Annotated in this window: 25 protein-coding genes; 23 read left to right on the top strand and 2 right to left on the bottom strand. The window is 37.8% G+C overall.

Annotation, left to right across the window (positions count from 1 at the left end; genetic code table 11):
- Positions 1 to 2 precede the first annotated feature (2 nt).
- The 18 genes from merTP to PDL71_RS06980 all read left to right on the top strand — a co-directional run bounded on the left by merTP (position 3) and on the right by PDL71_RS06980 (position 18,068).
- On the top strand, positions 3 to 614 hold the full coding sequence (gene merTP, locus PDL71_RS07065; RefSeq protein ID WP_407527301.1) for a mercuric transport protein MerTP: 612 nt from the start codon (positions 3 to 5) through the stop codon (positions 612 to 614).
- A 2-nt stretch (positions 615 to 616) separates the two neighbouring features.
- Positions 617 to 829, top strand: a complete 213-nt coding sequence (locus tag PDL71_RS07060) for a GDCCVxC domain-containing (seleno)protein (protein ID WP_407527298.1) — start codon at positions 617 to 619, stop codon at positions 827 to 829.
- Positions 830 to 1,039: 210 nt separating this feature from the next.
- The gene (locus tag PDL71_RS07055; protein ID WP_407527295.1) at positions 1,040 to 1,603 is read left to right on the top strand and encodes a Crp/Fnr family transcriptional regulator; all 564 of its coding nucleotides are present in this window, start codon (positions 1,040 to 1,042) and stop codon (positions 1,601 to 1,603) included.
- Positions 1,604 to 1,668: 65 nt separating this feature from the next.
- The gene (locus tag PDL71_RS07050) at positions 1,669 to 2,775 is read left to right on the top strand and encodes a rhodanese-like domain-containing protein (RefSeq protein ID WP_407527293.1); all 1,107 of its coding nucleotides are present in this window, start codon (positions 1,669 to 1,671) and stop codon (positions 2,773 to 2,775) included.
- Positions 2,776 to 2,783: 8 nt separating this feature from the next.
- Positions 2,784 to 4,088, top strand: a complete 1,305-nt coding sequence (locus PDL71_RS07045; protein ID WP_407527290.1) for an MFS transporter — start codon at positions 2,784 to 2,786, stop codon at positions 4,086 to 4,088.
- Between the two features lie 282 nt (positions 4,089 to 4,370).
- On the top strand, positions 4,371 to 4,844 hold the full coding sequence (locus PDL71_RS07040; RefSeq protein WP_407527287.1) for a RadC family protein: 474 nt from the start codon (positions 4,371 to 4,373) through the stop codon (positions 4,842 to 4,844).
- Positions 4,845 to 4,906: 62 nt separating this feature from the next.
- On the top strand, positions 4,907 to 6,241 hold the full coding sequence (locus tag PDL71_RS07035; RefSeq protein ID WP_407527284.1) for a helix-turn-helix domain-containing protein: 1,335 nt from the start codon (positions 4,907 to 4,909) through the stop codon (positions 6,239 to 6,241).
- Positions 6,242 to 6,503: 262 nt separating this feature from the next.
- Positions 6,504 to 6,899 (top strand): plasmid mobilization protein, encoded by a 396-nt coding sequence (locus tag PDL71_RS07030; protein WP_407527281.1) that lies wholly within the window; start codon positions 6,504 to 6,506, stop codon positions 6,897 to 6,899.
- Positions 6,884 to 8,155, top strand: a complete 1,272-nt coding sequence (locus PDL71_RS07025; RefSeq protein WP_407527278.1) for a relaxase/mobilization nuclease domain-containing protein — start codon at positions 6,884 to 6,886, stop codon at positions 8,153 to 8,155. Before PDL71_RS07030 ends, PDL71_RS07025 begins: the two co-directional genes overlap by 16 nt.
- A gap of 16 nt (positions 8,156 to 8,171) precedes the next feature.
- On the top strand, positions 8,172 to 10,136 hold the full coding sequence (gene mobC, locus PDL71_RS07020; protein ID WP_407527275.1) for a conjugal transfer protein MobC: 1,965 nt from the start codon (positions 8,172 to 8,174) through the stop codon (positions 10,134 to 10,136).
- A 120-nt stretch (positions 10,137 to 10,256) separates the two neighbouring features.
- On the top strand, positions 10,257 to 12,023 hold the full coding sequence (locus PDL71_RS07015; protein ID WP_407527272.1) for an ATP-dependent RecD-like DNA helicase: 1,767 nt from the start codon (positions 10,257 to 10,259) through the stop codon (positions 12,021 to 12,023).
- Positions 12,024 to 12,171: 148 nt separating this feature from the next.
- On the top strand, positions 12,172 to 12,516 hold the full coding sequence (locus PDL71_RS07010; protein ID WP_407527269.1) for a helix-turn-helix domain-containing protein: 345 nt from the start codon (positions 12,172 to 12,174) through the stop codon (positions 12,514 to 12,516).
- A complete protein-coding gene (locus PDL71_RS07005; protein WP_407527267.1) occupies positions 12,513 to 13,505 on the top strand; it encodes a PD-(D/E)XK nuclease family protein in 993 nt (330 codons plus the stop codon). The genes PDL71_RS07010 and PDL71_RS07005 overlap by 4 nt, the downstream gene beginning before the upstream one ends.
- Positions 13,456 to 15,903: a hypothetical protein gene (locus tag PDL71_RS07000; protein ID WP_407527264.1), complete on the top strand. Its 2,448-nt coding sequence runs from the start codon at positions 13,456 to 13,458 to the stop codon at positions 15,901 to 15,903. Before PDL71_RS07005 ends, PDL71_RS07000 begins: the two co-directional genes overlap by 50 nt.
- 16 nt (positions 15,904 to 15,919) lie before the next feature.
- Positions 15,920 to 16,285 (top strand): hypothetical protein, encoded by a 366-nt coding sequence (locus PDL71_RS06995; protein WP_407527261.1) that lies wholly within the window; start codon positions 15,920 to 15,922, stop codon positions 16,283 to 16,285.
- 4 nt (positions 16,286 to 16,289) lie between these two features.
- Entirely contained in the window at positions 16,290 to 17,423 is a 1,134-nt protein-coding gene (locus tag PDL71_RS06990; protein WP_407527258.1) for a hypothetical protein, read from the top strand.
- A 58-nt stretch (positions 17,424 to 17,481) separates the two neighbouring features.
- A complete protein-coding gene (locus tag PDL71_RS06985) occupies positions 17,482 to 17,754 on the top strand; it encodes a hypothetical protein (protein ID WP_407527255.1) in 273 nt (90 codons plus the stop codon).
- Positions 17,755 to 17,759: 5 nt separating this feature from the next.
- Positions 17,760 to 18,068, top strand: coding sequence for a hypothetical protein (locus tag PDL71_RS06980; protein WP_407527253.1), 309 nt, complete (start codon positions 17,760 to 17,762; stop codon positions 18,066 to 18,068).
- A 4-nt stretch (positions 18,069 to 18,072) separates the two neighbouring features.
- Here the strand turns inward: PDL71_RS06980 and PDL71_RS06975 are convergent, their stop codons facing one another.
- Positions 18,073 to 19,173, bottom strand: coding sequence for a YhcG family protein (locus tag PDL71_RS06975; RefSeq protein WP_407527250.1), 1,101 nt, complete (start codon positions 19,171 to 19,173; stop codon positions 18,073 to 18,075).
- Positions 19,174 to 19,237: 64 nt separating this feature from the next.
- Positions 19,238 to 20,410, bottom strand: coding sequence for a WD40/YVTN/BNR-like repeat-containing protein (locus PDL71_RS06970; protein WP_407527247.1), 1,173 nt, complete (start codon positions 20,408 to 20,410; stop codon positions 19,238 to 19,240).
- A gap of 134 nt (positions 20,411 to 20,544) precedes the next feature.
- Between PDL71_RS06970 and nusB the strand changes: the two genes are divergently transcribed.
- From nusB to PDL71_RS06945, 5 genes are all read left to right on the top strand, one after another.
- Positions 20,545 to 21,438 carry a transcription antitermination factor NusB gene (gene nusB, locus PDL71_RS06965; RefSeq protein WP_407527245.1) on the top strand — a complete coding sequence of 298 codons (894 nt, stop codon included), beginning with the start codon at positions 20,545 to 20,547 and terminating at the stop codon, positions 21,436 to 21,438.
- 44 nt (positions 21,439 to 21,482) lie between these two features.
- Positions 21,483 to 21,938 (top strand): DUF1573 domain-containing protein, encoded by a 456-nt coding sequence (locus PDL71_RS06960; RefSeq protein WP_407527242.1) that lies wholly within the window; start codon positions 21,483 to 21,485, stop codon positions 21,936 to 21,938.
- A 31-nt stretch (positions 21,939 to 21,969) separates the two neighbouring features.
- Positions 21,970 to 22,305: a preprotein translocase subunit YajC gene (yajC, locus tag PDL71_RS06955; RefSeq protein WP_407527239.1), complete on the top strand. Its 336-nt coding sequence runs from the start codon at positions 21,970 to 21,972 to the stop codon at positions 22,303 to 22,305.
- Between the two features lie 91 nt (positions 22,306 to 22,396).
- Positions 22,397 to 22,999, top strand: coding sequence for a dephospho-CoA kinase (gene coaE, locus PDL71_RS06950; protein ID WP_407527236.1), 603 nt, complete (start codon positions 22,397 to 22,399; stop codon positions 22,997 to 22,999).
- Complete coding sequence (locus PDL71_RS06945; RefSeq protein WP_407527234.1) at positions 22,996 to 23,667, top strand: CPBP family intramembrane glutamic endopeptidase; 672 nt, start codon at positions 22,996 to 22,998, stop codon at positions 23,665 to 23,667. Before coaE ends, PDL71_RS06945 begins: the two co-directional genes overlap by 4 nt.
- Positions 23,668 to 23,670 lie beyond the last annotated feature (3 nt).

Here is a 23,670-nt window from a genome sequence, read left to right as displayed (position 1 = left end):
CAATGACAACAAAAAATACTAAAAGCTGGGTTGCTGGAATTATTGCCGCTGTTGCAGCCTCTCTTTGTTGCATCACTCCTGTTTTAGCTTTTCTCGGTGGAGCAAGCGGACTTGCTTCATCTTTTTCGGGGATTGAGCCGTACCGACCATACCTGATTGGCTTAACAATTGCAATTTTTACTTTTGCATGGTATCAAAAGTTAAAACCACAAAAGCAGGTTGACTGCGATTGCAAAGCAGACAATAAAAAATCATTTTGGCAATCCAAATTATTCTTAACCATTATTACTATTGTGGCCGGACTTTTAATTGCGTTTCCTTATTACGCAAAAATATTTTATCCTAAAACACAAGAACCAAAGGTTATCATAGTTGACAAATCTAACATTGCAACAGTTCAACTCAACATAAGCGGAATGACTTGTGAAGGCTGTACAGCCCATATCAATAGGGAACTTTCAAACGTAAACGGAGTAATTAAGACTACTACTTCTTACAAAAATACTACTGCAATCGTAAGATTTGATAATAGTAAAACATCTGTTGACAGTATTGCAAATATTATAAAAATTATCGGCTATAAAGTAACTTCTTCAACCATCATTAGCAAATAATAATGAACATCACATTAATACTTCAATCGGTAATCACTTGCCCTGTCTGCGGTCACAAAAAAGAAGAAACAATGCCTACTGATGCTTGCCAATTTTTTTACGAATGTGAAAACTGCAAGACAAGACTAAAGCCTAAACAAGGTGACTGTTGTGTTTATTGCAGCTACGGAACTATAAAATGTCCGCCAAAACAATTAGGTTCTTCTTGTTGCTGATGGAGAAGGCAAGCGCAAAACATTTGTTTGGCACTATTCCAGGCCAGCATGGGTATTTATTATTGACGATTATTAAGGGGCATTTTGCAATGCCCCTTAAACTTATAAAAAAGCTGCCCCGCAACATTGTGAAAGAGTTTATAAAATGGCGGGGCAGCTTAGGTTTTTTGTTGAATAATACTAAAGTATATTTACAGGGCTTAATAGTTTATGCAAAAACTTTTTAAATACTTCAAAAAATTCAATCCCCTTTCAAAAGAAGCGGAAAATGCTATTACAGAAATAAGCAATATTGTAACCATTAAAAAAAATAAAGACCTGCAACCCATTGGCCATACCTGCAAAACAATTTATTTCATCAATAAAGGAGTAGCAAGAATTTATTATTATAAAGATGGCATAGACATAACAGAGAGTTTCTCATTTGAAAATAACATTATTGCAAGAGTAGAAAGCCTGTTTACAGGCAAACCAAGTCGCAAAGCCATTCAGATATTAGAAGATGCAGACGTAGTGGCTATCAATGCCAATCAGCTATTCAAACTTTATGATACTTTTCCCGAGATTGAAAGGCTGTTTCGGAAGATATTTGAAGCCGCTTATGTAGAAACTGTAAACCGTATTGAAGGTATGCAGTTTCACTCAGCCGAAGAAAGATACAATGCCTTATTAAATGAAGCCCCTAACGTAGTAATGAAAGTTCCGCTAAAGTATGTTGCCTCTTATTTAGGAATCACACAAGTAAGCCTCAGCCGCATCCGGGGGCATCGCTGATTATTTATCTTATGTTAAAAGAATAGCCATTTATTGCTTTCACCTTTGTGCAATAAAAATCACAAATGGCAGAAGCAAAAACAATTGATACAAAAACTCTCTGTAACTGGTTAGAGACAGGCCAGCCGGTTTCTATTCTCGATATACGGCCATTAGCAGAACGAATGGAATGGTATATACCCGGCAGCATACATTTTAATGCTTATGATAAGCTGAAGAAAAATGATACCGAAGCATTTAATGGATTGCATCTTGACAAAGCCGTTCCGGTGGTTACATTTTGTGCAGGCGGCAGAATGAGTTTAGTTGCTGCTAAAATACTTCAAGACCAGGGCTACAATGTATTTTCATTAGAAGCAGGCATGAAAGGTTGGAGCCTTGCATGGAACACTGCCGCTATGACCTTTGGTAATTTTAAAGTAATACAATTCAGAAGAACTGGTAAGGGTTGTTTGTCTTACCTGATAATTTCCCAAAATGAAGCAGCGGTAATAGATGCTTCAATAGTTTCGGAAGCTTATGAAAAATATTTACTGGCAGAGAAGGCAGTATTAAAATTTGTGTCAGAAACTCATATTCATGCAGACCATCTTTCAAGGTCAAAACAATTAGCAGCTAAAAACAATGCCCCGCTTTTTCTTCCAATACCAAATAAAGTGAGTTTTACTTCTGAGCCAATTACAGATGCCGCTATTTTTCAAATTGGCAATATCTCAATCAAAGCCATACAAACACCCGGCCATACAATAGAAAGCATCAGCTTCCTGATTGATGATAAAGTATTACTGACAGGCGATACACTTTTTATAAACGGAGTTGGCAGACCGGATTTGAAAGCAAACAATGATGAAGCAATACAAAAATCAAAAATGCTTTATCAATCGTTGAAAAAACTGCTGGCATTAGATGAAAATATCATTGTATTGCCAGCTCACACAAGTCAGCCGGTAGATTTTGATAACATACCCATTCAAGCAACAATAGGTAACATTAAAAAAACTGTGGAAATGCTTCAATTGAAAGAGGAAGATTTTATTAATACTATTCTGCAACGTATTCCACCAACACCAGCTAATTATTTGTCTATTGTTGAAAAGAATATTGAAGGTGATTTCAGTGATATAAACCCAATTGATTTAGAAGCTGGTGCAAACAGATGTTCAATCTCTTAACAGAAAAAATGAAAATACAATTAGGGTTAAAAGAAAACTGGAAGCAGTTTACATTACTTGTCATCATAAATGCTTTTGTAGGTGGTATGGTTGGTTTAGAACGAAGTATTCTGCCACAAATTGCCGAAAAGGAATTTGCCATTGCAGCGAAAACAGCGATTCTTTCCTTCATCATTGTATTTGGTATTGTAAAAGCCATCACCAATTACTATACGGGTGCTTTAGCAAACAAATTCGGAAGAAAAAAATTATTAATTGCAGGTTGGATAGTTGGTATTCCTATTCCATTCATGCTGATGTTTGCACCCAACTGGAACTGGATAATTGCTGCCAATGTACTTTTAGGAATCAACCAGGGTTTAACCTGGTCAAGTACTGTAGTGATGAAAATTGACCTTGTTGGTGAAAAGCAAAGAGGCTTTGCTATGGGTTTAAATGAATTTGCAGGATATATTGCTGTCGCTATTGTTGCTTTTTTGACCGGCTGGATTGCCAGTGAATACGGCATAAGACCGTATCCTTTTTATTTGGGAATTGGATTGGTTTTTTTGGGATTAGCTGGAAGTATCTTTTTTATAAAAGATACTAAGCATCATGTAGCAAAAGAAACAATCAGCAATACCGTTCCGAGACTAAAGAATATATTTTGGGATACAACATGGAAAGACAAAAACTTAGGTTCAGTAACACAGGCAGGTTTAATCAATAACCTGAATGATGGAATGGCCTGGGGAATTTTCCCAATCCTGCTTGCAACTAAAGGTTTTACTATTCGTGAAATCGGAATTGTTACAGCAATATATCCCGCCGTTTGGGGCATCGGTCAATTGTTTACCGGGAGAATGGCTGATAAGTTTTGTAAAAAAGATATGCTCTACATAGGAATGTTTTTACAGGCCATTGCTTTGATTGTTTTGGTTTGGGCCAATACTATGTTACATTTTATTGTTCTCTCTTCCATTTTAGGATGGGGTACAGCAATGGTATATCCAACATTCCTTGCCACAGTTGCAGAAAATACAAATCCGCAAGACAGGGCAAAAAGTATCGGCATCTTTCGTTTGTGGAGAGATTTAGGTTATGCTATTGGTGCAATACTTACAGGAATAATAGCAGACTTAATAAGCATTAATGCTTCAATCATTTTCATTGGTATGCTGACGCTGACATCTGCTTTTATAATTCGTTACCGGATGAGATGCAAAACGGATGGTTCGTTGAAAATATGGAATTGGATAACAAATAAACATAAGCAACATACAGCAACAGGAAATACAAAAGTGTTTTACAATGTAAAACCTTCAATAAAATAAGAACAAAAGAAATTTCCTGACCAGCTTATAATCTGCAGAAATACTTATTGAGATTTCATTACTGTCTTTATTGTGGCTGCAATCTTTTTCGAGATTTTTTTCCTTCATTAATTCTCCCACAAAGTTCGCCTTTTGTCTCCGGGGCGGCAACGAAATTCCGGCATAAAGAAAACTGTTCCCACACTTTTTGAGATACTATTTATTCCGTTGCTTCATTGCCTTGGTCGTCAAAAGACGGATGAGGTTCCATAATTAATTTTTAAATCATTAAAATGAAAAGTTATGGAACAGTTAGCAATGAATTTTCCGGAATGGACAAGAGTAGCAGAAGTAGAATTGGTTTACAAAACAAAAGTAAAAGCTTCTGAAAGACCAAAGATTAACAGCGTTAAAGATTGCTATCAATTGCTGAAAGAATTATGGAATGAAAACACTATCGAAATGCAGGAAGAATTTAAAGTGATGTTATTAAACAGAGGCAACAAAGTGATTGGTGTTTATGAAGCATCTTCAGGTGGTTTAACGGGTACTGTAGCTGACCCAAGACTGATACTGGCTGCTGCTATTAAATCTTTGGCTGTATCAATCATACTTTCACACAATCATCCGTCAGGAAATTTAAAACCAAGCCGGGCTGATGAAGAAATGACTCAAAAAATAAAAGTCGCTGCTTCTTACCATGATATTCGGGTGATAGACCACATCATTATCACCAGCGAAGGGTATTATAGCTTTGCTAATGAGGGGCTACTATAAAGCTTCTTTCATATTTGCAGCTTACAGCTTAAATTTATCAAAGTTTAAAGTAAAATTTACACATGAAAATAACCATAGAGAGATTAAAGCAGTTAGTGCAATCAGAGGAAAGAGAACGAACTGACATTGAATTAAAATCTTTTGATAAAATCACTCAATTGAATGACAAGAACCGAAAGGATATTGCCTGTGAAATTGTTGCATTTGCTAACCGAAATGGTGGCAAGCTGATTTTTGGAGTAAGTGATGACGGGCATTTTGAGTTTGACAAGGATATTGATGTGGATGAATTAAAAGGAAAAATACATAGCATTTGCTTCGATAATATCAGTCCCGTTATTGAAATAACCACTGAATACATTGAGGAAACGGAAGCGAAGTTTCTTATTATTTATGTACCTAAACGGAAAAGTATTCCTCATGCTTATATAGAAAAAAGAAGTAACCATGAAATAAGCAATCGTATTTACTACATTCGGACCAGTCATGGAAAACGATTAGTAACAGATGGCCAGTTACAATGGCTTTTTCAAAATACAGGAGAGCCTAATTACACTTATGACTTTAGAATAGGTTTTGAGTTGAGTAAACAGCTTGATATGATTGGAGGCATTACACCCTGGGGAAACTATGAGCTAACCTATTTCAGAACCCTGTTAAATGCCGGTGATGCTGAAATGATTTTAAAGGATTCAAACCATTTTACTGCATTCATAAATGGGCTGCTCCCATACATGATACTGAAGTCGCTGAATGGATACTTTAAAGACTCCTGGTACATAGGAATTAATAAAGGCTTTGACCGCCTTTCATCTGGTAAAATGATTACAGATGTACCTGTGTTAGCAACGCCAATCTATATAAATGAAATAACTGTTGTGGGGCAGTCATTTATTCATCAGTTATCCTGGGATTTTAAACAAATCCTGAAAGAGCTTTTGCCACATCAAATCCATCTGCCGCCCAATACTGAAATTGAAATTATCTATTCAAAAGAAAATACATCTTCAAAGGTTGTTTTACACAATCCTGCTTTTAAAATTGAATTAATTACAGGTATGCTTTCGGGAGGTGCAGGGCTTCATCAAAAAGGCTTGTTGCATGATGTGTTGTTTGGAAGATATTCTTTACAGGACCAGCAGAGAAGTTTGAGTCAATTTCTTCATTATGATGCGGCTGGTCACCTGATTGCGGATTTCAATTACCCGGAATACGATATGGATGCATTTGATATGTATTTACACTATTATAATTCACTAAAAGAATTGCTGGAATACAACTGGGATTTTGATGCAAAACGCAAAGAATATGCAACAAAAGAAATTCTGATAATTGATGATAAACTCAATGAATTACTCGAAATTCTGAAAAGCAATACTGCTCATCCCAAAAATTAGATTTTAAATACTGATAGTTAGCAGTCGTTGATGCTTTTGCCTGACTAAATATTAGCCATGCAAACAGCAATACTGGTACAGATTTTACACTTATTTTTCTATGATTTTGCAAGGTCTTAGAATATTCTCAAACGATAAACTTTACAAGGGCATAATGTGCCCGGTCTTGCACATGGCAAGATGTACAAACGTTATACGTTTGGGTCATCTTGCCCTTCACTCCGAAGTCGTTTCGGGATATTGAAACAGAAAACTTAAAACCATGAAGAAGTTAGAAAGTGAAGTGAGAAAGAAAATGGTAGTGGTGAGGATGAATGAAACAGAGTTCAACCAGCTTGAAAAATTCCAGAAAAAAACCACTGAAAAAGATACAAGTGCTTACCTGCGAAAAGTAGCGTTGCAAAAACCTGTTACTGTAAAGTACAGAAACGAAAGTGCAGATGATTTTTTGCTGGACATGCTGAACCTGAAAAAAGAACTCAATGCCATCGGCAATAATTTTAACCAGGCAGTACACAAACTTCATATACTTGATAAGATACCCGAGTTCAGGGTTTGGGTGCAGCAGTATGATGGATTGCAGAAAGTATTAATCAGCAAAGTGGAAGAAATAAAATTACGGATGAATCAACTCTATGAGCAATGGTTACAAAAATAACGATACCGAAAAGTATTGAAGCTGCACTCAACTACAACGAAAAGAAAGTGCAGAAGGGAAATGCTCTTTGCCTTCATGCTGCAAATTATTTGAAAGAATCAAAAGAGATGAATTTTTATCAAAAGCTGGCTGGCTTTGAAAGACTAAACAGTTTGAATGAAAGAGCTACTACAAAAACGCTGCATGTATCTCTCAATTTTGACCCGTCAGAAAAGTTGGCAGAAAATAAGTTGCTGCAGATTGCATCTGACTACATGGAAAAGATTGGATTTGGCAACCAACCATACCTGGTTTACAGACATGAAGATGCCGGGCATCCGCACATTCATATTGTAAGTACCACCATCAAAGCTGATGGCAGCAGGATTAACACCCACAACATTGGCAGAAATCAATCTGAAAAAGCAAGAAAGGAAATTGAGAAAATATATAGTTTGATAAAAGCAGAAAGGCAGCAGCAATCGAGAAGCCCTGGAATTAAAGCTGTTGATGCAGAAAAAGCGGTTTATGGAAAGGTTGAAACTAAAAGAAGTATTTCCAATGTAGTGAGTGCAGTTTTCAGTCAATACAAGTTTACATCCTTACCTGAATTTAATTCAGCACTCAAACAGTTCAATGTATTAGCAGACAGAGGTAAGGAAGAAGGAAGGATTTACAAGAACCGTGGATTAGTTTACCGCATTTTAGATAACAATGGAAATAAGGTCGGTGTTCCTATCAAAGCAAGCTCTATTTCTTGCAAACCAATATTAGGTAATCTTGAAAAGAAATTTACTCTTAATGAAACTGCAAAGGAATCGCTTAAACCATTTGTAAAAATTAAGCTGGATGATTGCCTTTCACAATTGCCTTCCACAATGAAAGAATTAATGGAGCAATTGAAACAGAAAAACATCTACACCCTGCTTCGCCAAAATGCTGAAGGCAGTTTGTACGGTATCACATTTGTTGATAATCAGAACAAGGTTGTTTTTAATGGCAGTGATTTAGGTAAAGGTTACAGTGCTGCGGCATTACAAAGCAGGTTGGCAACAGACAATGAAAAATCGCTAACACAAGATGAGAAAAAAGGCAGCGGTTCCGGTGGTTCCATTCAAAAAGAAATGGTTCAGCAAAAACAACAGGATAAAACAATATCTCTCACTACGAAATCTGAAAGTCCGTTAGATGTTCTGCTATCCACCAAGGAACAATACGACAACACACCCCACAGCCTGCTTAAAAAGAAAAGGAAAAAGAAGAAACCAAATTTGTAAAATGTAAAACAATGTTATGTCACACACAGGCGAGAATGAACAGGGGCTGCGGAAGATTGTTGACCTGACCAGATTTGCCAGCATTTTTATTTTGCTGCTGCATTTTTATTATTACTGCTATGTTGCTTTCGAGCAGTGGGAAATTACAAGCACCATTACTGACAGGTTGATGAAAAATATTTCTAACACAGGACTATTTCAAAATCAGCTTACATCAAAATTTATGGCATTGGGGCTGCTGGTTATTTCACTATTTGGTGCACAGGGTAAAAAAGATGAAAAGATAAATTGGAGAAGCATCACAGCATATTTGCTAATTGGCTTGCTGCTCTATTTTTCAAGTCAGCTTTATTTTAAACTACAGTACGATGTACAGACAGTTGCCTTCGTTTACATCACAGCCACCGGTATTGGCTTTTTACTGATACTTGCAGGCGGTAATTTACTCAGCCGGTTAATCAAACTAAATTTGGGTGACGATGTTTTCAATTCACTCAACGAAACATTTCCTCAGGAAGAACGGCTTATCTCCAATGAATTTTCCATTAACCTGCCTGCCCGTTACAATCTGAAAGGCAGGGTAAGAAAAAGCTGGATAAATATCATCAATCCTTTTCGGGGCTTGTTGGTTATTGGTAGCCCCGGCGCCGGTAAGAGTTGGTTTGTTATTCAGCATGTAATTAAACAGCATATTGAAAAGGGCTTTGCCTTGTTCGTTTATGATTTTAAGTACGATGATTTGAGCAGGATTGTTTACAACTGGCTCCAACAAAACAAACACAACTATTCTGTAAAGCCATCTTTCTATGTTATCAACTTTGATAATCTTTCTGTATCGCACCGCTGCAATCCTCTTGACCCAAACAGCATGAATGATATCACCGATGCAACAGAAAGTGCAAGAACCATACTATTAGGGTTGAACAGGGAGTGGATAAACAAGCAGGGAGATTTCTTTGTGGAATCACCCATCAATTTTGTTACGGCTGTTATTTGGTTTTTACGAAAATATAATGATGGAAAATATTGCACCCTGCCGCATGTAATTGAACTGATGCAGGCAGAATATGATGAACTGTTTCCGGTGCTTAACACACAGCCTGAAATTGAAGTGCTGGTTAATCCCTTCATTACCGCATATCAAAACGATGCAATGGAGCAATTGGAGGGTCAGGTGGCTTCAGCAAAAATTGGGATGGCAAGGCTTGCTGCGCCGCAGTTGTATTGGGTATTATCCGGCAATGATTTTACATTAGACATCAACAACCCAAAGCATCCAAAAATTGTTTGTGTGGGCAACAACCCGGAGAAGCAGCAGATTTATGGAGCCGTGTTATCATTGTATGTTTCCAGGTTGGTGAGGCAGGTAAACAAAAAGGGTATGCAAAAATGCAGTTTGGTGTTTGATGAATTTCCAACTATCTACTTCAACAATATTGACAGCCTGATTGCCACTGCCAGAAGCAATAAAGTTGCAACAACATTAGCCATGCAGGATTTTAGTCAGCTCAAAAAAGATTATGGTAGGGAACAAGCAGATGTAATTGTAAACATCACCGGCAACATCATCAGCGGTCAGGTGATGGGTGAAACTTCTAGACTATTATCGGAGAGATTTGGAAAAATAATGCAGGACAGGCAGAGTGTTTCCATCAACCGTACCGATACATCGGTAAGCCACAGCAAACAATTGGATGCTGCCATTCCTGCCTCTAAAATCGCTGCCCTTTCTTCCGGCGAATTTGTAGGCATGGTTGCCGACGACCCGTTGGAAAAAATAAAACTCAAAATGTTTCATTCCGAAATCATCAATGACCATGATAAGCTAAATGCAGAAGTAAGTAACTACCGGGAAATTCCTGCGGTCTCCAATGTTACGCAACAGCAAGTGCTGGATAATTATTACCAGGTGAAGATGGATATTAAGAGGTTGATTGGGGAGGAAGTGGGGAGGTTGAAGGCGGAGAAAATAGCTGGGTAGTCAAAAAATGCTGGAACCACATGATGATATCACAGTATGTAATATGTGATTTATTGGATTAACAATTGTAGTTTAAATTTGCAAATCGCCTGCAACGCCCACAAAAACTCTTATTGTTCAATGAATACAATAGAAACTAATGATACTTTTAAACTTGCTTCTGAATTTATTAATACTACAGATAAATCTGTTTTTCTTACAGGGAAGGCCGGAACCGGCAAAACAACTTTTCTGAATACACTTTGGCAAAACATTGCTAAGAAATGTATAATTGTTGCACCTACCGGCATTGCGGCAGTCAATGCAAATGGAGTTACCATTCATTCTTTTTTTAACTTGCCTTATGGACCTTTTCTTCCAGGAAAAAGTCAGCCAGGAGCTTCAATAGATAGTAATAAAAAGGCGCTAATTAAGGAGCTTGAACTACTGGTTATTGACGAAGTATCAATGTTGAGAGCTGATACATTAGATGCAATTGACTATGTGCTCAGGAGAACGAGAAAAAAAGAAGATGTGCCATTTGGAGGGGTTCAGGTTTTATTCGTAGGAGACCTATGCCAACTTTCACCAATCATTGCAGATGAAGAGTGGATGCAGATAAAATCTTATTACAATGGAATTAATTTCTTAAACGCACTATCTGTAAAAAAAGCACCACCGCTATTTCTCGAACTTACGCAAGTCTATCGGCAATCAGACGATAGCTTCATTGAATTGCTGAATCTCATGCGAACAGGTAATTGTTCTCAAAGAGAAGTTGAGTTAATCAACACTTATTACAAACCTGATGCTGTAAATCATAAAAGTGCTGTTATCCTTACGACTCACAATGCTAAAGTTGATTCAATAAATGAAAAAGAGCTTAAAACGCTTACCACCCAAGAGCACTCTTTGTGGGCAGAGGTTGATGGCGACTTTGATGAAGTGTCTTTCCCCACTGAGAATTGTTTAACATTAAAAATTGACGCAAGAATAATGTTATTGCGTAATGACAAGGGAAAAGATAAAAAATATTATAACGGAAAGACAGGTTTGATAAAAATTATAGAACCTGAAAGATTATCTATCCTTCTTGATGATGGTAAATTGATACAAATTGAAAAGGAAGTTTGGTCAAAAATAAAATATGTATTTAATGAATCAAGAAATACTGTAAGCCCTGAAGTAATAGGTACATTCAAACAGTTTCCCGTTAAGTTAGCCTGGGCTATTACAATTCATAAAAGCCAGGGACTAACTTTTGAAAATGCAGTTTTGGATTTAGAAAATGTTTTTGTTCCGGGACAGGCTTATGTTGCTTTAAGCCGATTAAAATCTTTACAGGGTTTATCCTTAAGTTCTCAGGTTAACCTTCAAATTATTAATAATTCAGCTTTTGCTGCCGGTACTTTACCAAATTCACTACACGGAGATAAACTAAACGAAATTCTTTTGAATGAGCAGGCATTGTTTGCAGAACGAAAACTCAGAGGGCATTTTAGCTGGGAAGAGTTATCTGCTTTTTTTTCTCAGAATGAGAATTTTCTAAACAACTATTCTGCAATTGCAGAAGTAGTTGTAAGAGTTAAAAACTGTATTACTACTTCACTTAAATTTACAGACGAAGTAAGCAATATCTGCAAACTAAAACAAGGGGATAAATATCAACTGCTCGAATCAAGAATTACTGCGGCGGCGTCTTATTATCTGGCAGAAATTGATAACAGGATTATGCCGACAGTAAAACAGGAGTATTCCAAAACAAAAGGCAGTATAAATTTTAAGTTGCAATTCAGGCTTATTGCTGAGTTAAAAAAGCTGCTTGAGCAAAAGCGAATTAATTTTATTAGCGCAGAAAAATTTGTCAGAAATTTTATTTCAAGCACAACTGATACTCCGAAATTATAACGTTCTGCCTCTGTCAATCAATTAAATATCAATTAGTTGTATTAAAAATTTTGAAAGGAAACAAAATTTCTAAAATTATTGCTCGCAATATCAAGCAACAATCTGTATATTTGCTTGCAATACTTAGCAAACCGATAAATTTAAACTCATGCAAAATTATGGCGAATACTTCAGGGCTTTGAGAGAAGCAAAAAATATGACCCTTCGGGAAGTGGAGAAACAGGCTGATGTTTCGAATGCTTATTTGAGTCAGCTTGAATCAGGAAAAGTAAAACAGCCTTCCCCATTAACGCTTCATAAACTTTCTGAAATATATGGTGTAAGTTATGATTTGCTTATGGAGAAAGTAGGCTATCCTGTTCCCGAACGTAAAGAAAAAATGAAAAGTGAATCCGGTAAAACATCCATTGCCTACAGGGTTGGTGATATTTCAGATGATGAAGAATTGGAATTACTTAATTATTTAAAGTTTATCAGAAATCGGAAAAAATGATTTCAGTTACAGGATATAAGCAGTTTGTTCAGTGTGAAAGGTTATGGTTCTACAAGAATATTGTAGCGGATAGCCGGGTAAAGAATGATTTGTTTCGGCGGGAAGTAACCCTTCTTTCAAAGTTGCAGACAGTTCAAGCCTGGAGGGGTACAATAGTAGATAATATTCTAAGCAAATACCTGGTACTGGCAATCAATAATAAATACCCGGTAAAGAAAGATTATTTTATTGAACAGGCACTTGCAATGTTTGATGTACAATTAGAGTATGCTGTTTCTAAAAACTATCGTAAGCCGGATGCTGTATTAACAAATAACCCTGAATTTAATGCCTTTTTTGAATGTGAGCTTGGAGAGGGTGTTTCTGACGGGGAAATCAATCAGGCTAAAGATGATATCATTACTGCTCTTACAAATATTCTTGACGACAAAAGCTTTATTGATTACCTGAAAACTGCCAAATATGTAATTAGTCAAAGGCCATTGATTTACAATTTTGACCGGTTTAGTGTAAAGGCAATTCCTGACTTTATTGCTTTTTTCGATGATAGTCCGCCGCATATTTTTGACTGGAAAGTACATACCTATGGTACGGCTTCATACGATGAACAGTTAATTGCCTATGCAGTGGCACTTTATAAAGTAGGTACAATAAAACCTCATGCAGATTTTCCTGCAAATATTTCTAAATGGAAAATTCAGGATTATAAACTGACCGAATATCAATTGCTTCACAAAGACCGGATAAAAAGGGATTATGATGTAACAGATGATAAAATTGAAGCCTTCGGAGAGAATATGTCTTCTGCCATAATCAGGATGCACATAGCCGGGGCTAATAAAAAGTACAGTCAATTGAGTGCGGATAATTTTTCCACCACAGAATACATTGAGCATTGTCAAAGATGTCCATTTCAGAAAATATGTAAAACAAATAGTTATGAAACAGCCAGTAAGTACGCAGTACGAGACGAACATTTTCAAGATTGAAAATTGTAATCTATTGTCTGCTGATTATTTTTTGTATGAAATAATTGGATTAAAAGAGTCAAAGGCTGATGATGATGCCAATGACGATTTTGATATTAATATTCAATACATAATCAAAAGCCTGGCTTATAAACTCAGGCATCCGGTTACTGTTGTTACAAAGGATAAAAAGCCTCATCTCGTTATAAGGGCAGATGATGATATTACTAATAAAGTACCTGATGAATACACCGTAAAACACGGCGATGTTGTATATTTTAAAAAGAGCAGCAATCCTATAAGATTGGATTTTGTCAATTATGATGAAGAAACTAAAAAAGTTATTCTGAGGTTCTTACAATTTGATAGCCAATCAGAACTTACAAAGAATGAAGGCCTTTGGCAGCCAGGCTCCGGAGACGGGTTCTTTAATGTAATTGCTAAAGAGCAAAGAAATCCTGTAGGCATTTATACTGGTTTTTATTCAAGGGTAACCGAATTGCCAGGCAACGGATTTGGTTTTGAACTGGACATAACGAAGAAATACATATCGCTATATCCGCTAAATGCCCGTTTAACAAGAAATGAATTTAAATCGCAAAAGGTAAGCAAATCACATTATGTGTATCAATATGGTGGAGTCAGATATGAAATACGGCCAGTTGAATTTAGCGACTTAAATGTATCTAATTATAAGTTCACCCGGGAAGCTGATGGCAAGGTGGTAACATTGCTACAGGATATTCAGGAAAAGTTTGGGCAGTCTATGCCACCTGAAGTAGCCAATCTTCCGGATGATGCAGCCGTGTTGTTATATAGAACAAATGATGGGCAAGAGAGAGCCGCAGTGGCAGCACTCTGTTATAAAGTATATGATACCGAAGACCCTATAGTGCAAAAAGTGCATCATAAGTCAATTATAAATCCTTTTCCAAGAAGAAGGTTAATTCGCATCATTCATAATAACTACTTCCGGAGATTGATGTATGGTAAAATCAAATTGCAAGTAAGTACTCAACCAATTTGTGTTGAAAAGAAGAAATTTCTGGCCCCTGACTCGCTGTTTGGTAACAATGTTTCTTTGTCAGTGCGAAACACAGAAAACTCTATTCATACATTTCTGGAAGACCTTGGAAAAAAGCGAAAGGCATTGTTATTTGATGATAATGCAGGGTTTTATACGAATGCAATATTTGAAACACAGTATTATTTAGTGCCACAGACCGTATATAATATGTTTGGTAATGAGAAACATTTTCTTGGTCACTTAAGGGCGCAGGTAAATAGAACTCATCCTACAGAAGATGGATGGAATCCCATTGTGATTACTTATGACAACAGGAATAAGAGGAATGCCGTGGCAATTGGGTTTGAAATTTTACAAAAGATGGAAGAGAATATTAAAAAGAATAGTGGCGGGTATGCACTCATTATGCTTCCATCAGGCGTAGAAAAAGAACAACGTCAGCATGATGATTTAGCTGCATTAGTAGTATCGGAGTGCCTTGAAGAATATAACATTACTGCAAGTATCATGCACAGCGATACTTTGGAAGAATGTTTTTTATACACCGAAACTAATGGGCAGAAAGGTTATGTAATAAGAAGAGAATTAAAAGGTAAATACGATGGCTATGTGAAAGGTGTTGCAATCAATCAAGTACTTCTGAATAATGAAAGATGGCCCTATGTTTTAAATTCACCTTTACACGCAGATTTAACAATTGGTATTGATGTAAAAAAACATATAGCTGGTTTTACCTTTATTGATAAGTATTCTAAGAACATACTTACCAAATTCGATAAATCAAAGAATAAAGAACGTTTATCGGAAAGCCAAATTATTAAAATGCTTGTCAGGTATATTACTGTGCAGAAAAATAATACTACTAACCTTTTAAAAAAGATTGTCATCCACCGTGATGGAAAATTATTTGTTGTTGAACGCAATGGAATATTTAAGGCGATTCAATTGTTGAAAGAAAAGGGCATTTTGCCTGATGATGTTTCTGTTAATATTGTTGAGATACCTAAACACTCAATACTTCAATTACGGCTTTTTGAAGTGCTGAAAGAATATGATGTTTTGCATACTGAGTATGACAACGGTTATGTATTAAACCCTGAAATTGGCTCCTGGGTTAAGATAAATAATCGGGAGGCTTTTCTTTGTACAACAGGACGGGAGTTTAAACATAATGGAAGCTCTAATCCGTTATATATTAAATTTCCTTTTGGAAACATGGATATAGAGCACATTCTGGAAGACATCTATTATTTGTCATGCCTGGCCTACACAAAACCAGACGATTGCTCAAGATACCCGTTGACAATTAAAATAACTGACAGACGAATTAATATACTCGGTAGTGATTTTGATTTGGAAGCACTTGATGTTCTTAAAACTATTCATTCATAACATTAAACATACAACTATGAGCAATATTGGTATAAATACAAATACTTTTCGCATTACAAGTAAGTATCTGGATATACTCAATGATTTTATTGTGAAGGCCAAAATACACCCTGAAATTACAGACGCACGGCAGGAACAGCTCATTGATTTTGTATCCAAACTCACTGATGTAAATAATGCTGAACCACAGTTTCAAATGCTGGCAAGTATAATTGAACGGGAACTGCGGAACTTTAACAAAAGACCTGATGTTTTCTTTAGTACATTAATTGAAGATATCAAGAATAAAAACACAGAAACAGTTGTGCCTAAAATTGAATTGATAACAGAAGCTTTGGATGTTGAGAATAGTGAAGTTTTGGCAAAGATAATAGGCGATTAAACTTATGAAGAATTATATTAACGGCGCAATCAGAGAGGCTATTGCCAAAGGTCGGGTCCTAATGTCAAAGATACCGGGTGCAAGAGAGCTTGGAGTGTATTTCCCATCATTAGCAACAATCGCAAACAGGGAAATTGAACAAATTATATCTGAACTTGATTATTTGTACAATGATGATGACTACAATGACCCCAAAAGTATAAGGCAGAAATTTTCTAAGTTCAAGCAACTTTCTGGCCGAATGTCTGATATTGAAAATGTAGTCATCGCCGCTATGAGCAGAAAAGCCGCTGACGATGAGTTTGTAAATAAACTTGTATATCAAATTTGCCAGGAAATAAATTATCCTCTGCAGACACCTGTAGCATCATGTTTATCTCAAAAGTATTATCACATTTATCCCGACTATAATCTTATTTGCATACCTCTTTTGGAATCAGAATTTGTGTTACACATTCCTGACATTTATCATGAGTTAGGCCATCCGCTTTTGTATTTAGAAAATCCAAAGCTGGATGCAATGCAAAATAACCTGGGTTTATTTAATGTTGAAGTGAGAAAGTACTTTGATGATGAAATAAAAAGGCGGGAGCTTAATAAAACGAATCAGGCAGAATTTGATTCAATTCATGTTTGGAAAGAATCATGGGTTGAAAAGTGGTCAGTTGAGCTGTTCTGTGATTTATTCGCTACATACACTTTGGGGCCAGCATATATCTGGTCAAACATACATATGTGTACAAAAATGTCATGGGAAGTTTATAAAATCCCGACATTTCAAAAATCATCGCATCCACCAGGCGAAGCCAGAATGAAAGCAATTTTGTATGGTCTGGAATTGGTGGGTTTCAAGGATGTTAAGAAAGAAATAGAGGATAAATGGGATGAATTCAAAGTTATAGTTGACCATAAAAAACCAACTGGATTTCCTGTAGCTGTACCTGATAAATTGCTTAAATTGGCGGCAGAATTTTGTCTTGTTGGTACAAAACAAATTGGCTGCGACATCATTTCACCTGAATCAAAAGGTAAAGTGTGTGAACTGTTGAATAATTCCTGGAAACAATTCTGGGCTGACCCAGAGAATTTCTACGAGTGGGAAAAGACAGCCGTTGCTCAATTTAAAACAACCTTGTAAAAAGTGATATATTCATATGTGATAGTTTAATGAAATTAAATTTATAAATATTGGCTCTATGTCTGATAAAATAAATACGGCAAAAGAAGCGATAATAACTTTTTTTGACAAAGCAGAAGGTGATTACTGGAAAACACTTGATGAAATATCGGTGCAAACAAAAATTGACCCTAATATTGTTGTCAATGTAATAACTAATTCCGGGGAATTTGTAAGGTCTTCTTATAGAAAAAAGGCCGGAGAGCCATTATTTACTTCAAGGCGTTTATTTAGAAATAAGGCGCCCTTAATGGACAGGATTATAGGAACATTTAAGAACCGAATAGATTAAACATTATGTCTATACCAGAACCCGTTTTTATTTCCGGACTTGGGGGAGCCGCTGTTCAAATTCTTTATTTGATTGATGGCATGAATGCCCCCAAAGACAGACGTCCTGATTTTAAATCAATCTTGTACTATTTGGCTATAATATTCAATATTGCGTTAAGTGTAATACTTGGATATGTTTACTTTGATGATGCACAAAAGCTTAATAAGATTGTGTACTTCCATATTGGCCTATCCGCTCCTTTAATTTTACGGACATTAGCCACTACTCTTCCTGAAGTTATACGGGCATCTAATTCAGGCAAAGATGAATAAAGAGTTATTTGATTAAATTGGCAATACTATTCGGGTTTGGTAGTAAGTCCTTTATATTCTCAGGAGTATGCTTTGAGGTTTTATAAGTGGCTACACCCATTGCCTTATCAAAACTTTTAATGGCAAACTCAACCACAGTATTATTTTTCTCCTTGCAAAGCACAATACCAATGCTGCTGTTTTCCTGCTGCAGTTTTACTTTTTCATCCAGCACATTCAGGTAAAAATTAAGCTGCCCGGCATCGGCAGGTTTAAATTTTCCTTTCTTTAATTCAAAAGCCACCAGGCATTGCAGGTGCCGGTTAAAAAAGAGCAGGTCAATAAAAAATTCATCGCCATCTACTTCAAGCCTGTATTGGTTGCCAATAAAGCAAAAGCCTTTGCCCATTTGCAGAATAAAATTCCGGATGTTTAAAACCACCTGTTGCTCAATATGTCGTTCATCGTCCAATTCATCTCCGGCAATAAAGTCCAGCAGGTATTCATCTTTAAAAACTTTAAGTGCAGAAGGCTTTAAAGTTTCAGCTAAAGTACCCTCAAAATTGTTGGGCAGTTTACCTTCCTTGCCGTACAGGTCGTTCTCAATTTGGTGTTCCAGCACCGTCAGCGACCAAAAATTGCCCGCCGCAGACTGGACGTAGAAAATGCGGGATTCCCAGCCCTTTATTTTGGTTATAATTGTAAAATGGTGGGAGAAGCTGATGCCTGTAAATGCTTCATAAAATGTCTTATTTTCAATTAGGTTCGACAGTGTCGAACTAATTGAAAACGGTTCTTCAGCACCAGCCTGCCCAAATTGGTTCGACGCTGTCGAACCAATTGCCAGATGAGGTGCATAAGCCTCGGCGAACAGCCTTATTTTCTTCAAATTGCCCGGCGAAAAACCTTTTAGTCCAGGCAGTTCCTTTTGCAGGTCTGCCGAAATCTGGTCAAGTACTTTAGCACCCCATTTCTGGGCCTTAATCTTTTCAGAAATCATCAACCCGGTTTTAAAGTACAGCATCAGTTGCTCCCTGTTGGCCAGCCTGGCGGCCACATACCGGCTCTGCACAATTTGCCTTTTTATAGACTGTATAAATTCAGTATAGCCTTTATCAATTGTCATAGTTCTCAATTTTATGGTTTTTAAATCGCTTAAAATCAGGCAATAAAAAAGACTTGTCAAAGTCTTATGCAATCATAAGATTCGCAAGTCTTGTCAAATCCGGTATAAAGTGGTTCGAGAATTGTACAGTTGGGGGCGGTGATGTTGGTGTTGGTAACCAGCTAAAACCACCGTCAGTAGATTTATAAATTTGCGGTGTTTGGGCACTGGCTCCTTCAGGTAATGCGTACAGAACATTACCTGCAACCGCTATTTCACAATTGAGATTAAGATTTGGAATGGGTGTAATGGGCGCAGTCCATGATGCAGATGTTACGGTAGAAGGATTATCTGTAAAATAAGAACCGGCTTCATTGGTACCGCTCATGGTAACATGAAGGCGACCTGTACTGCTTACTTTAATATCAGTAATGCTATTACTGTTTCCCGGATTAGTTGGGGTGATGTTGGTCCAGCTTGTACCCCCATTTGTTGAACGTTGTAACCCCTGGTTATTTCCATTGGTTCCCACATAAACATTACCTGCCGCATCACATACAATTTTTGAAACATTCCAGAAACCTGTGGTATTGGTTAACAGATTCCAGGTAGCACCTCCATCAATACTTTTCCATACACCGCCGCCTCTCACAGCATCAACATTATTATTGCGTTCGCCGGTGGCGAAATACAGGATATTTTTATCAGCCGGACTTTGAGTAATGCTGGAAATAGCCAGGTTGCCCAGGAAATCATTCACCAATATCCAGTTAGCCGGATTGGCAGTAATGTCATTGGTTTTCCACAAGCCACCACTTACGCTGGCCGCCCATACGGTTTTATTGGAGGCATCATTGAGGTCAACGTGTACAGCACGCATACGTCCGCTCACCACAGGAACACCGGGGCCGGGTCCACGAAAATTTCCATTACTGGGTCCGATGGTGTTAGTATTAGGGCCACGCTCTACCCAGTTAAGTGCAGAAGTACGGGCATAACGGCCTGCTCTGCGTTCCAGGGTAATCCTGTTATAAGCATCCACTAACCGGCTCGCCGGTACATAACCCAGCCTGTTATCACGGGTCATTTCAAAATCCATTTCCTGTGCTTCACGAATACCATCTTCATTTTCAACCTCTTCCCCTTCCTGCGCTTCATACGCTTCCGAAGCTGTTTGATTTTTGTTTTCCTGGAAGCGGCACTGCACCAGCAATAACGAAAAGGATAAAAGGATTAAAAGGAGTTGTTTTTTTCTCATGGCTTTGTGTTGAATGTTAAATGATACAGAATCTGTAAGAACGTAAAGATAAGGCAAAGGTTTGCTTATATTTGCGGCTTGTTAAAAAGTTCTTTCAGAAAATGATCAGTAGAAGAAACATACGGGTAAAAGTAATGCAAACCCTTTACAGCTGTACGGCAGCCGATGGCAGTATTACCCGTGAACAGGCACTGCGCTCAGTTGAGAATCACCTGGACCAGGGCCGCCAGTTATTTATATTTCTTGCGCACTTTTTAACCGAAGTGGCACGCTATGCCGAAACCGACAGCCGCCAAAAGGCTTCTAAACATTTACCTACCCAAAGTGATTTAAACGTAAATACCAAGATTGCCGGCAATGACTTGCTCTGGCGCATTCTGGAACTTCCCTCCTACCAGCAGGCAGTTAAAGAATTAAAACCCGAACTCCAGCTGAATATGGACTGGGTGCGGAAACTCTATACTGAGTTAACGGAATCAGAAGTGTACCGGGCTTATATTCAAAAACCATTACGGGATAAGAAGGAAGAAAAATCCATCCTGGAATTTATTTTCACTGACCTGATGCTGCCCAATGAAGATTTTGTGGCTTATGTGGAAGAACTCTTTGTGCATTGGGATGATGACAGTGAAATGATGAACCTCCTGATGCTGAATTTCTTCAACAAACCTCATACTTACGATTTTCAGCATTTCATCAGCAGTGAAAAGATGAAATATGCAAAAGACCTGTTGCTGGCTGTAATTGACAAAGAGGAACTGTGCAATGAATACATCAAAAGCAAACTGCAGAACTGGGACCCGGAGCGTACAGCCCTCCTTGATATGATCCTGATGCGTATGGGCATTTGTGAGTTTCTTTATTTTGAAACCATTCCGCCCAAAGTAACTATCAATGAATATATTGACCTTGCAAAGGAATACAGCACACCGCAAAGCGGTCACTTTGTAAACGGTATCCTTGACAGTATTCACAAAGATTTTGTAAGAGAAAACAAACTTCATAAAGTTTCTTTCAAAAAACCGTAGAGCCGCACTTAGGCTGTACATTTGCCACCGACAAATAAATGTATATGAAGCAGTTATTTTTAAGCATGAGTTTACTGGCCTTGATGAGTGCCTGCGACAGCAACCCTCAAAATCCCAAGGAGCCAAATGACGCCGCTGCCCAGCAAAACAAAATCAATGAACTGGTTACTGACAGCAGCAACTGGACCACTGTTCAATGGCTGGACTCTGTACAGCAGTTTGGTAAAGTGGTGGATGGTGAAAAAGTGCTCATCAGTTTTCATTTTAAAAACACAGGCACCAAACCATTGGTTATTACCAATGCCAGCGCCAGTTGCGGATGCACTGTTCCCTCTAAACCGGAAGCACCCATTGAACCCGGCGCTGAAGGTGTGATACAGGCAGAGTTTAACAGCCAGGGCCGTGTGGGTAAAGCAGATAAATATATTACCGTTACCTGCAACACAGCCCAACGGGAGCATATTCTCAAATTTGAAGGCGAAGTGGTAGCCAAGAAATAATTTTTCAAACAATAATTAATACATAACAACAATGATGGATTTTATTTTATTAATGGGTGATCCCAAAAGCGGTGGCGGAAGTTTTCAATTGATCTTTTTAGGATTGATGATTGTAGTGTTCTGGTTTTTTATGATTCGTCCACAGGCTAAAAAAGCGAAAGAGCAAAAAAGTTTTATTGACAATTTGCAGAAAGGTGATAAAGTAGTAACCATCGCCGGCATTCATGGTGTTATCAACAAAGTAAATGAAGACAATACTTTGTCGCTGGAAATTAATCCCGGCAGTTATATTAAGATTGAAAAATCTTCCATTAGTATGGACTGGACCGCACAGCTGAATAAAGCAGCTACTGCGGATAAGAAATAATTTAACAGCCTCATCGTTAATAGCCGGTAGCCAATAGTAATGTGTACTTTACTCAAAACTAATGCCTACCGGCTATCGGCTTTTATAAAGTATGCTCAAGATAGGACTCACAGGAGGTATTGGCAGCGGTAAAAGCACCGTTGCAAAAGTATTTGAAGTGCTGGGCATACCTGTTTATTATGCTGATGATGCTGCTAAACGATTAATGCAGGAAGATGAACTATTAAAGCAGCAACTTATTGCAGCATTTGGCCCGGAAACTTATATCCACGGCAAGCTGAACAGGGAACATCTTTCATCGATTGTATTTAAGCAGAAAGAACAATTGGAATTATTGAACAGCCTCGTGCATCCGGCTACTATTGCTGATGCTAACCGGTGGTTTGCATTGCAATCCGCTCCCTATGTAATAAAAGAAGCCGCTCTTTTATTTGAGAGTGGAACGGCAGAAGGACTTGATTACATCATTGGTGTTACGGCACCTGAAACTATCCGTATAAAACGGGTGATGGATCGTGATGGTGTAAGTGCAGAAGAAGTAAAACGACGGATGAAGAACCAGGTGAACGAGGAACTGAAAATGCGTCTTTGTAATTATGTAATCCGCAATAACGACCGGGAGCCGGTAGTACCGCAGGTAATGCAACTGCATCAAACATTTCTTCAACTGGCCGGCATTAAAACAGAAGCATGAGTTTATTTTTCTTTATCATCATTGCAGCAGCGCTTCCTTATCTCTCCGCTATGAGTTATAAAAACATCAAAGCGCTGGAGGCAGAAGCCGGAGATGTGCAGTTTGCCAAAACACCTATCTACCTGCAATCAATGGCACTTCAATTAGTACTTGCAGGGCTTGCCTATATCACTGCAGGCAGTCTTGATTTAAAGATTGTAATCAACAGCACTTTCAATCTATTGAGCATCGGCGCATCGCTTGTTTTTTTAATAGCTGCATTATTGATTGCATGGCTGGGACAGAAATACAATCAGCAGCAAGAAGAAAGTACGCTGCATCATTTGCTGCCCGATACTGCAAGGGATCGTATTCTTTGGATCCTCGCCTGTGTTGTGGCTGCGTTTTGTGAAGAGTATGTATACCGTGGTGTGTTGTTTCAGTTGCTGTACAAAGAAACATTTCCTTTGTGGATTGCAGCCGCCGGATGCAGTGCGGTGATATTTGCCTTTGGTCATGGCACACAGGGGCAAAGAGCCATTCTGCAAATCATTCCCTTTGCATTGGGCTTTCATGCACTGGTGTACATCAGCGGAGGATTGTTACTGCCGATGATTGTACATTTTTTATACAATGTACTGGTGGAGTTGTTGTTTGGGAGGAGGATTAAGGAAAAAACTGGATTATAGTAA

It is taken from the genome of Lacibacter sp. MH-610, assembly GCF_045780045.1.
GTDB lineage: Bacteria > Bacteroidota > Bacteroidia > Chitinophagales > Chitinophagaceae > Lacibacter.
This window is presented reverse-complemented; position numbering and strand designations above follow the sequence as displayed.

Excerpts from the sequence above, each read along its gene's own strand:
- PDL71_RS07000 (WP_407527264.1), top strand. The coding sequence starts at position 13,456 with ATGAAACAGCCAGTAAGTACGCAGTACGAGACGAACATTTTCAAGATT.
- yajC (WP_407527239.1), top strand. The coding sequence starts at position 21,970 with ATGATGGATTTTATTTTATTAATGGGTGATCCCAAAAGCGGTGGCGGA.
- PDL71_RS06970 (WP_407527247.1), bottom strand. The coding sequence starts at position 20,410 with ATGAGAAAAAAACAACTCCTTTTAATCCTTTTATCCTTTTCGTTATTG.
- mobC (WP_407527275.1), top strand. The coding sequence starts at position 8,172 with ATGTCACACACAGGCGAGAATGAACAGGGGCTGCGGAAGATTGTTGAC.
- PDL71_RS07045 (WP_407527290.1), top strand. The coding sequence starts at position 2,784 with ATGAAAATACAATTAGGGTTAAAAGAAAACTGGAAGCAGTTTACATTA.
- PDL71_RS07010 (WP_407527269.1), top strand. The coding sequence starts at position 12,172 with ATGCAAAATTATGGCGAATACTTCAGGGCTTTGAGAGAAGCAAAAAAT.
- PDL71_RS07040 (WP_407527287.1), top strand. The coding sequence starts at position 4,371 with ATGGAACAGTTAGCAATGAATTTTCCGGAATGGACAAGAGTAGCAGAA.
- PDL71_RS07055 (WP_407527295.1), top strand. The coding sequence starts at position 1,040 with ATGCAAAAACTTTTTAAATACTTCAAAAAATTCAATCCCCTTTCAAAA.
- PDL71_RS07015 (WP_407527272.1), top strand. The coding sequence starts at position 10,257 with ATGAATACAATAGAAACTAATGATACTTTTAAACTTGCTTCTGAATTT.
- PDL71_RS06980 (WP_407527253.1), top strand. The coding sequence starts at position 17,760 with ATGTCTATACCAGAACCCGTTTTTATTTCCGGACTTGGGGGAGCCGCT.
- PDL71_RS07025 (WP_407527278.1), top strand. The coding sequence starts at position 6,884 with ATGGTTACAAAAATAACGATACCGAAAAGTATTGAAGCTGCACTCAAC.
- PDL71_RS07035 (WP_407527284.1), top strand. The coding sequence starts at position 4,907 with ATGAAAATAACCATAGAGAGATTAAAGCAGTTAGTGCAATCAGAGGAA.
- PDL71_RS07030 (WP_407527281.1), top strand. The coding sequence starts at position 6,504 with ATGAAGAAGTTAGAAAGTGAAGTGAGAAAGAAAATGGTAGTGGTGAGG.
- PDL71_RS06985 (WP_407527255.1), top strand. The coding sequence starts at position 17,482 with ATGTCTGATAAAATAAATACGGCAAAAGAAGCGATAATAACTTTTTTT.
- PDL71_RS07005 (WP_407527267.1), top strand. The coding sequence starts at position 12,513 with ATGATTTCAGTTACAGGATATAAGCAGTTTGTTCAGTGTGAAAGGTTA.
- PDL71_RS06960 (WP_407527242.1), top strand. The coding sequence starts at position 21,483 with ATGAAGCAGTTATTTTTAAGCATGAGTTTACTGGCCTTGATGAGTGCC.
- PDL71_RS06995 (WP_407527261.1), top strand. The coding sequence starts at position 15,920 with ATGAGCAATATTGGTATAAATACAAATACTTTTCGCATTACAAGTAAG.
- nusB (WP_407527245.1), top strand. The coding sequence starts at position 20,545 with ATGCAAACCCTTTACAGCTGTACGGCAGCCGATGGCAGTATTACCCGT.
- PDL71_RS06990 (WP_407527258.1), top strand. The coding sequence starts at position 16,290 with ATGAAGAATTATATTAACGGCGCAATCAGAGAGGCTATTGCCAAAGGT.
- PDL71_RS06975 (WP_407527250.1), bottom strand. The coding sequence starts at position 19,173 with ATGACAATTGATAAAGGCTATACTGAATTTATACAGTCTATAAAAAGG.
- PDL71_RS07060 (WP_407527298.1), top strand. The coding sequence starts at position 617 with ATGAACATCACATTAATACTTCAATCGGTAATCACTTGCCCTGTCTGC.
- PDL71_RS06945 (WP_407527234.1), top strand. The coding sequence starts at position 22,996 with ATGAGTTTATTTTTCTTTATCATCATTGCAGCAGCGCTTCCTTATCTC.
- merTP (WP_407527301.1), top strand. The coding sequence starts at position 3 with ATGACAACAAAAAATACTAAAAGCTGGGTTGCTGGAATTATTGCCGCT.
- coaE (WP_407527236.1), top strand. The coding sequence starts at position 22,397 with ATGCTCAAGATAGGACTCACAGGAGGTATTGGCAGCGGTAAAAGCACC.
- PDL71_RS07050 (WP_407527293.1), top strand. The coding sequence starts at position 1,669 with ATGGCAGAAGCAAAAACAATTGATACAAAAACTCTCTGTAACTGGTTA.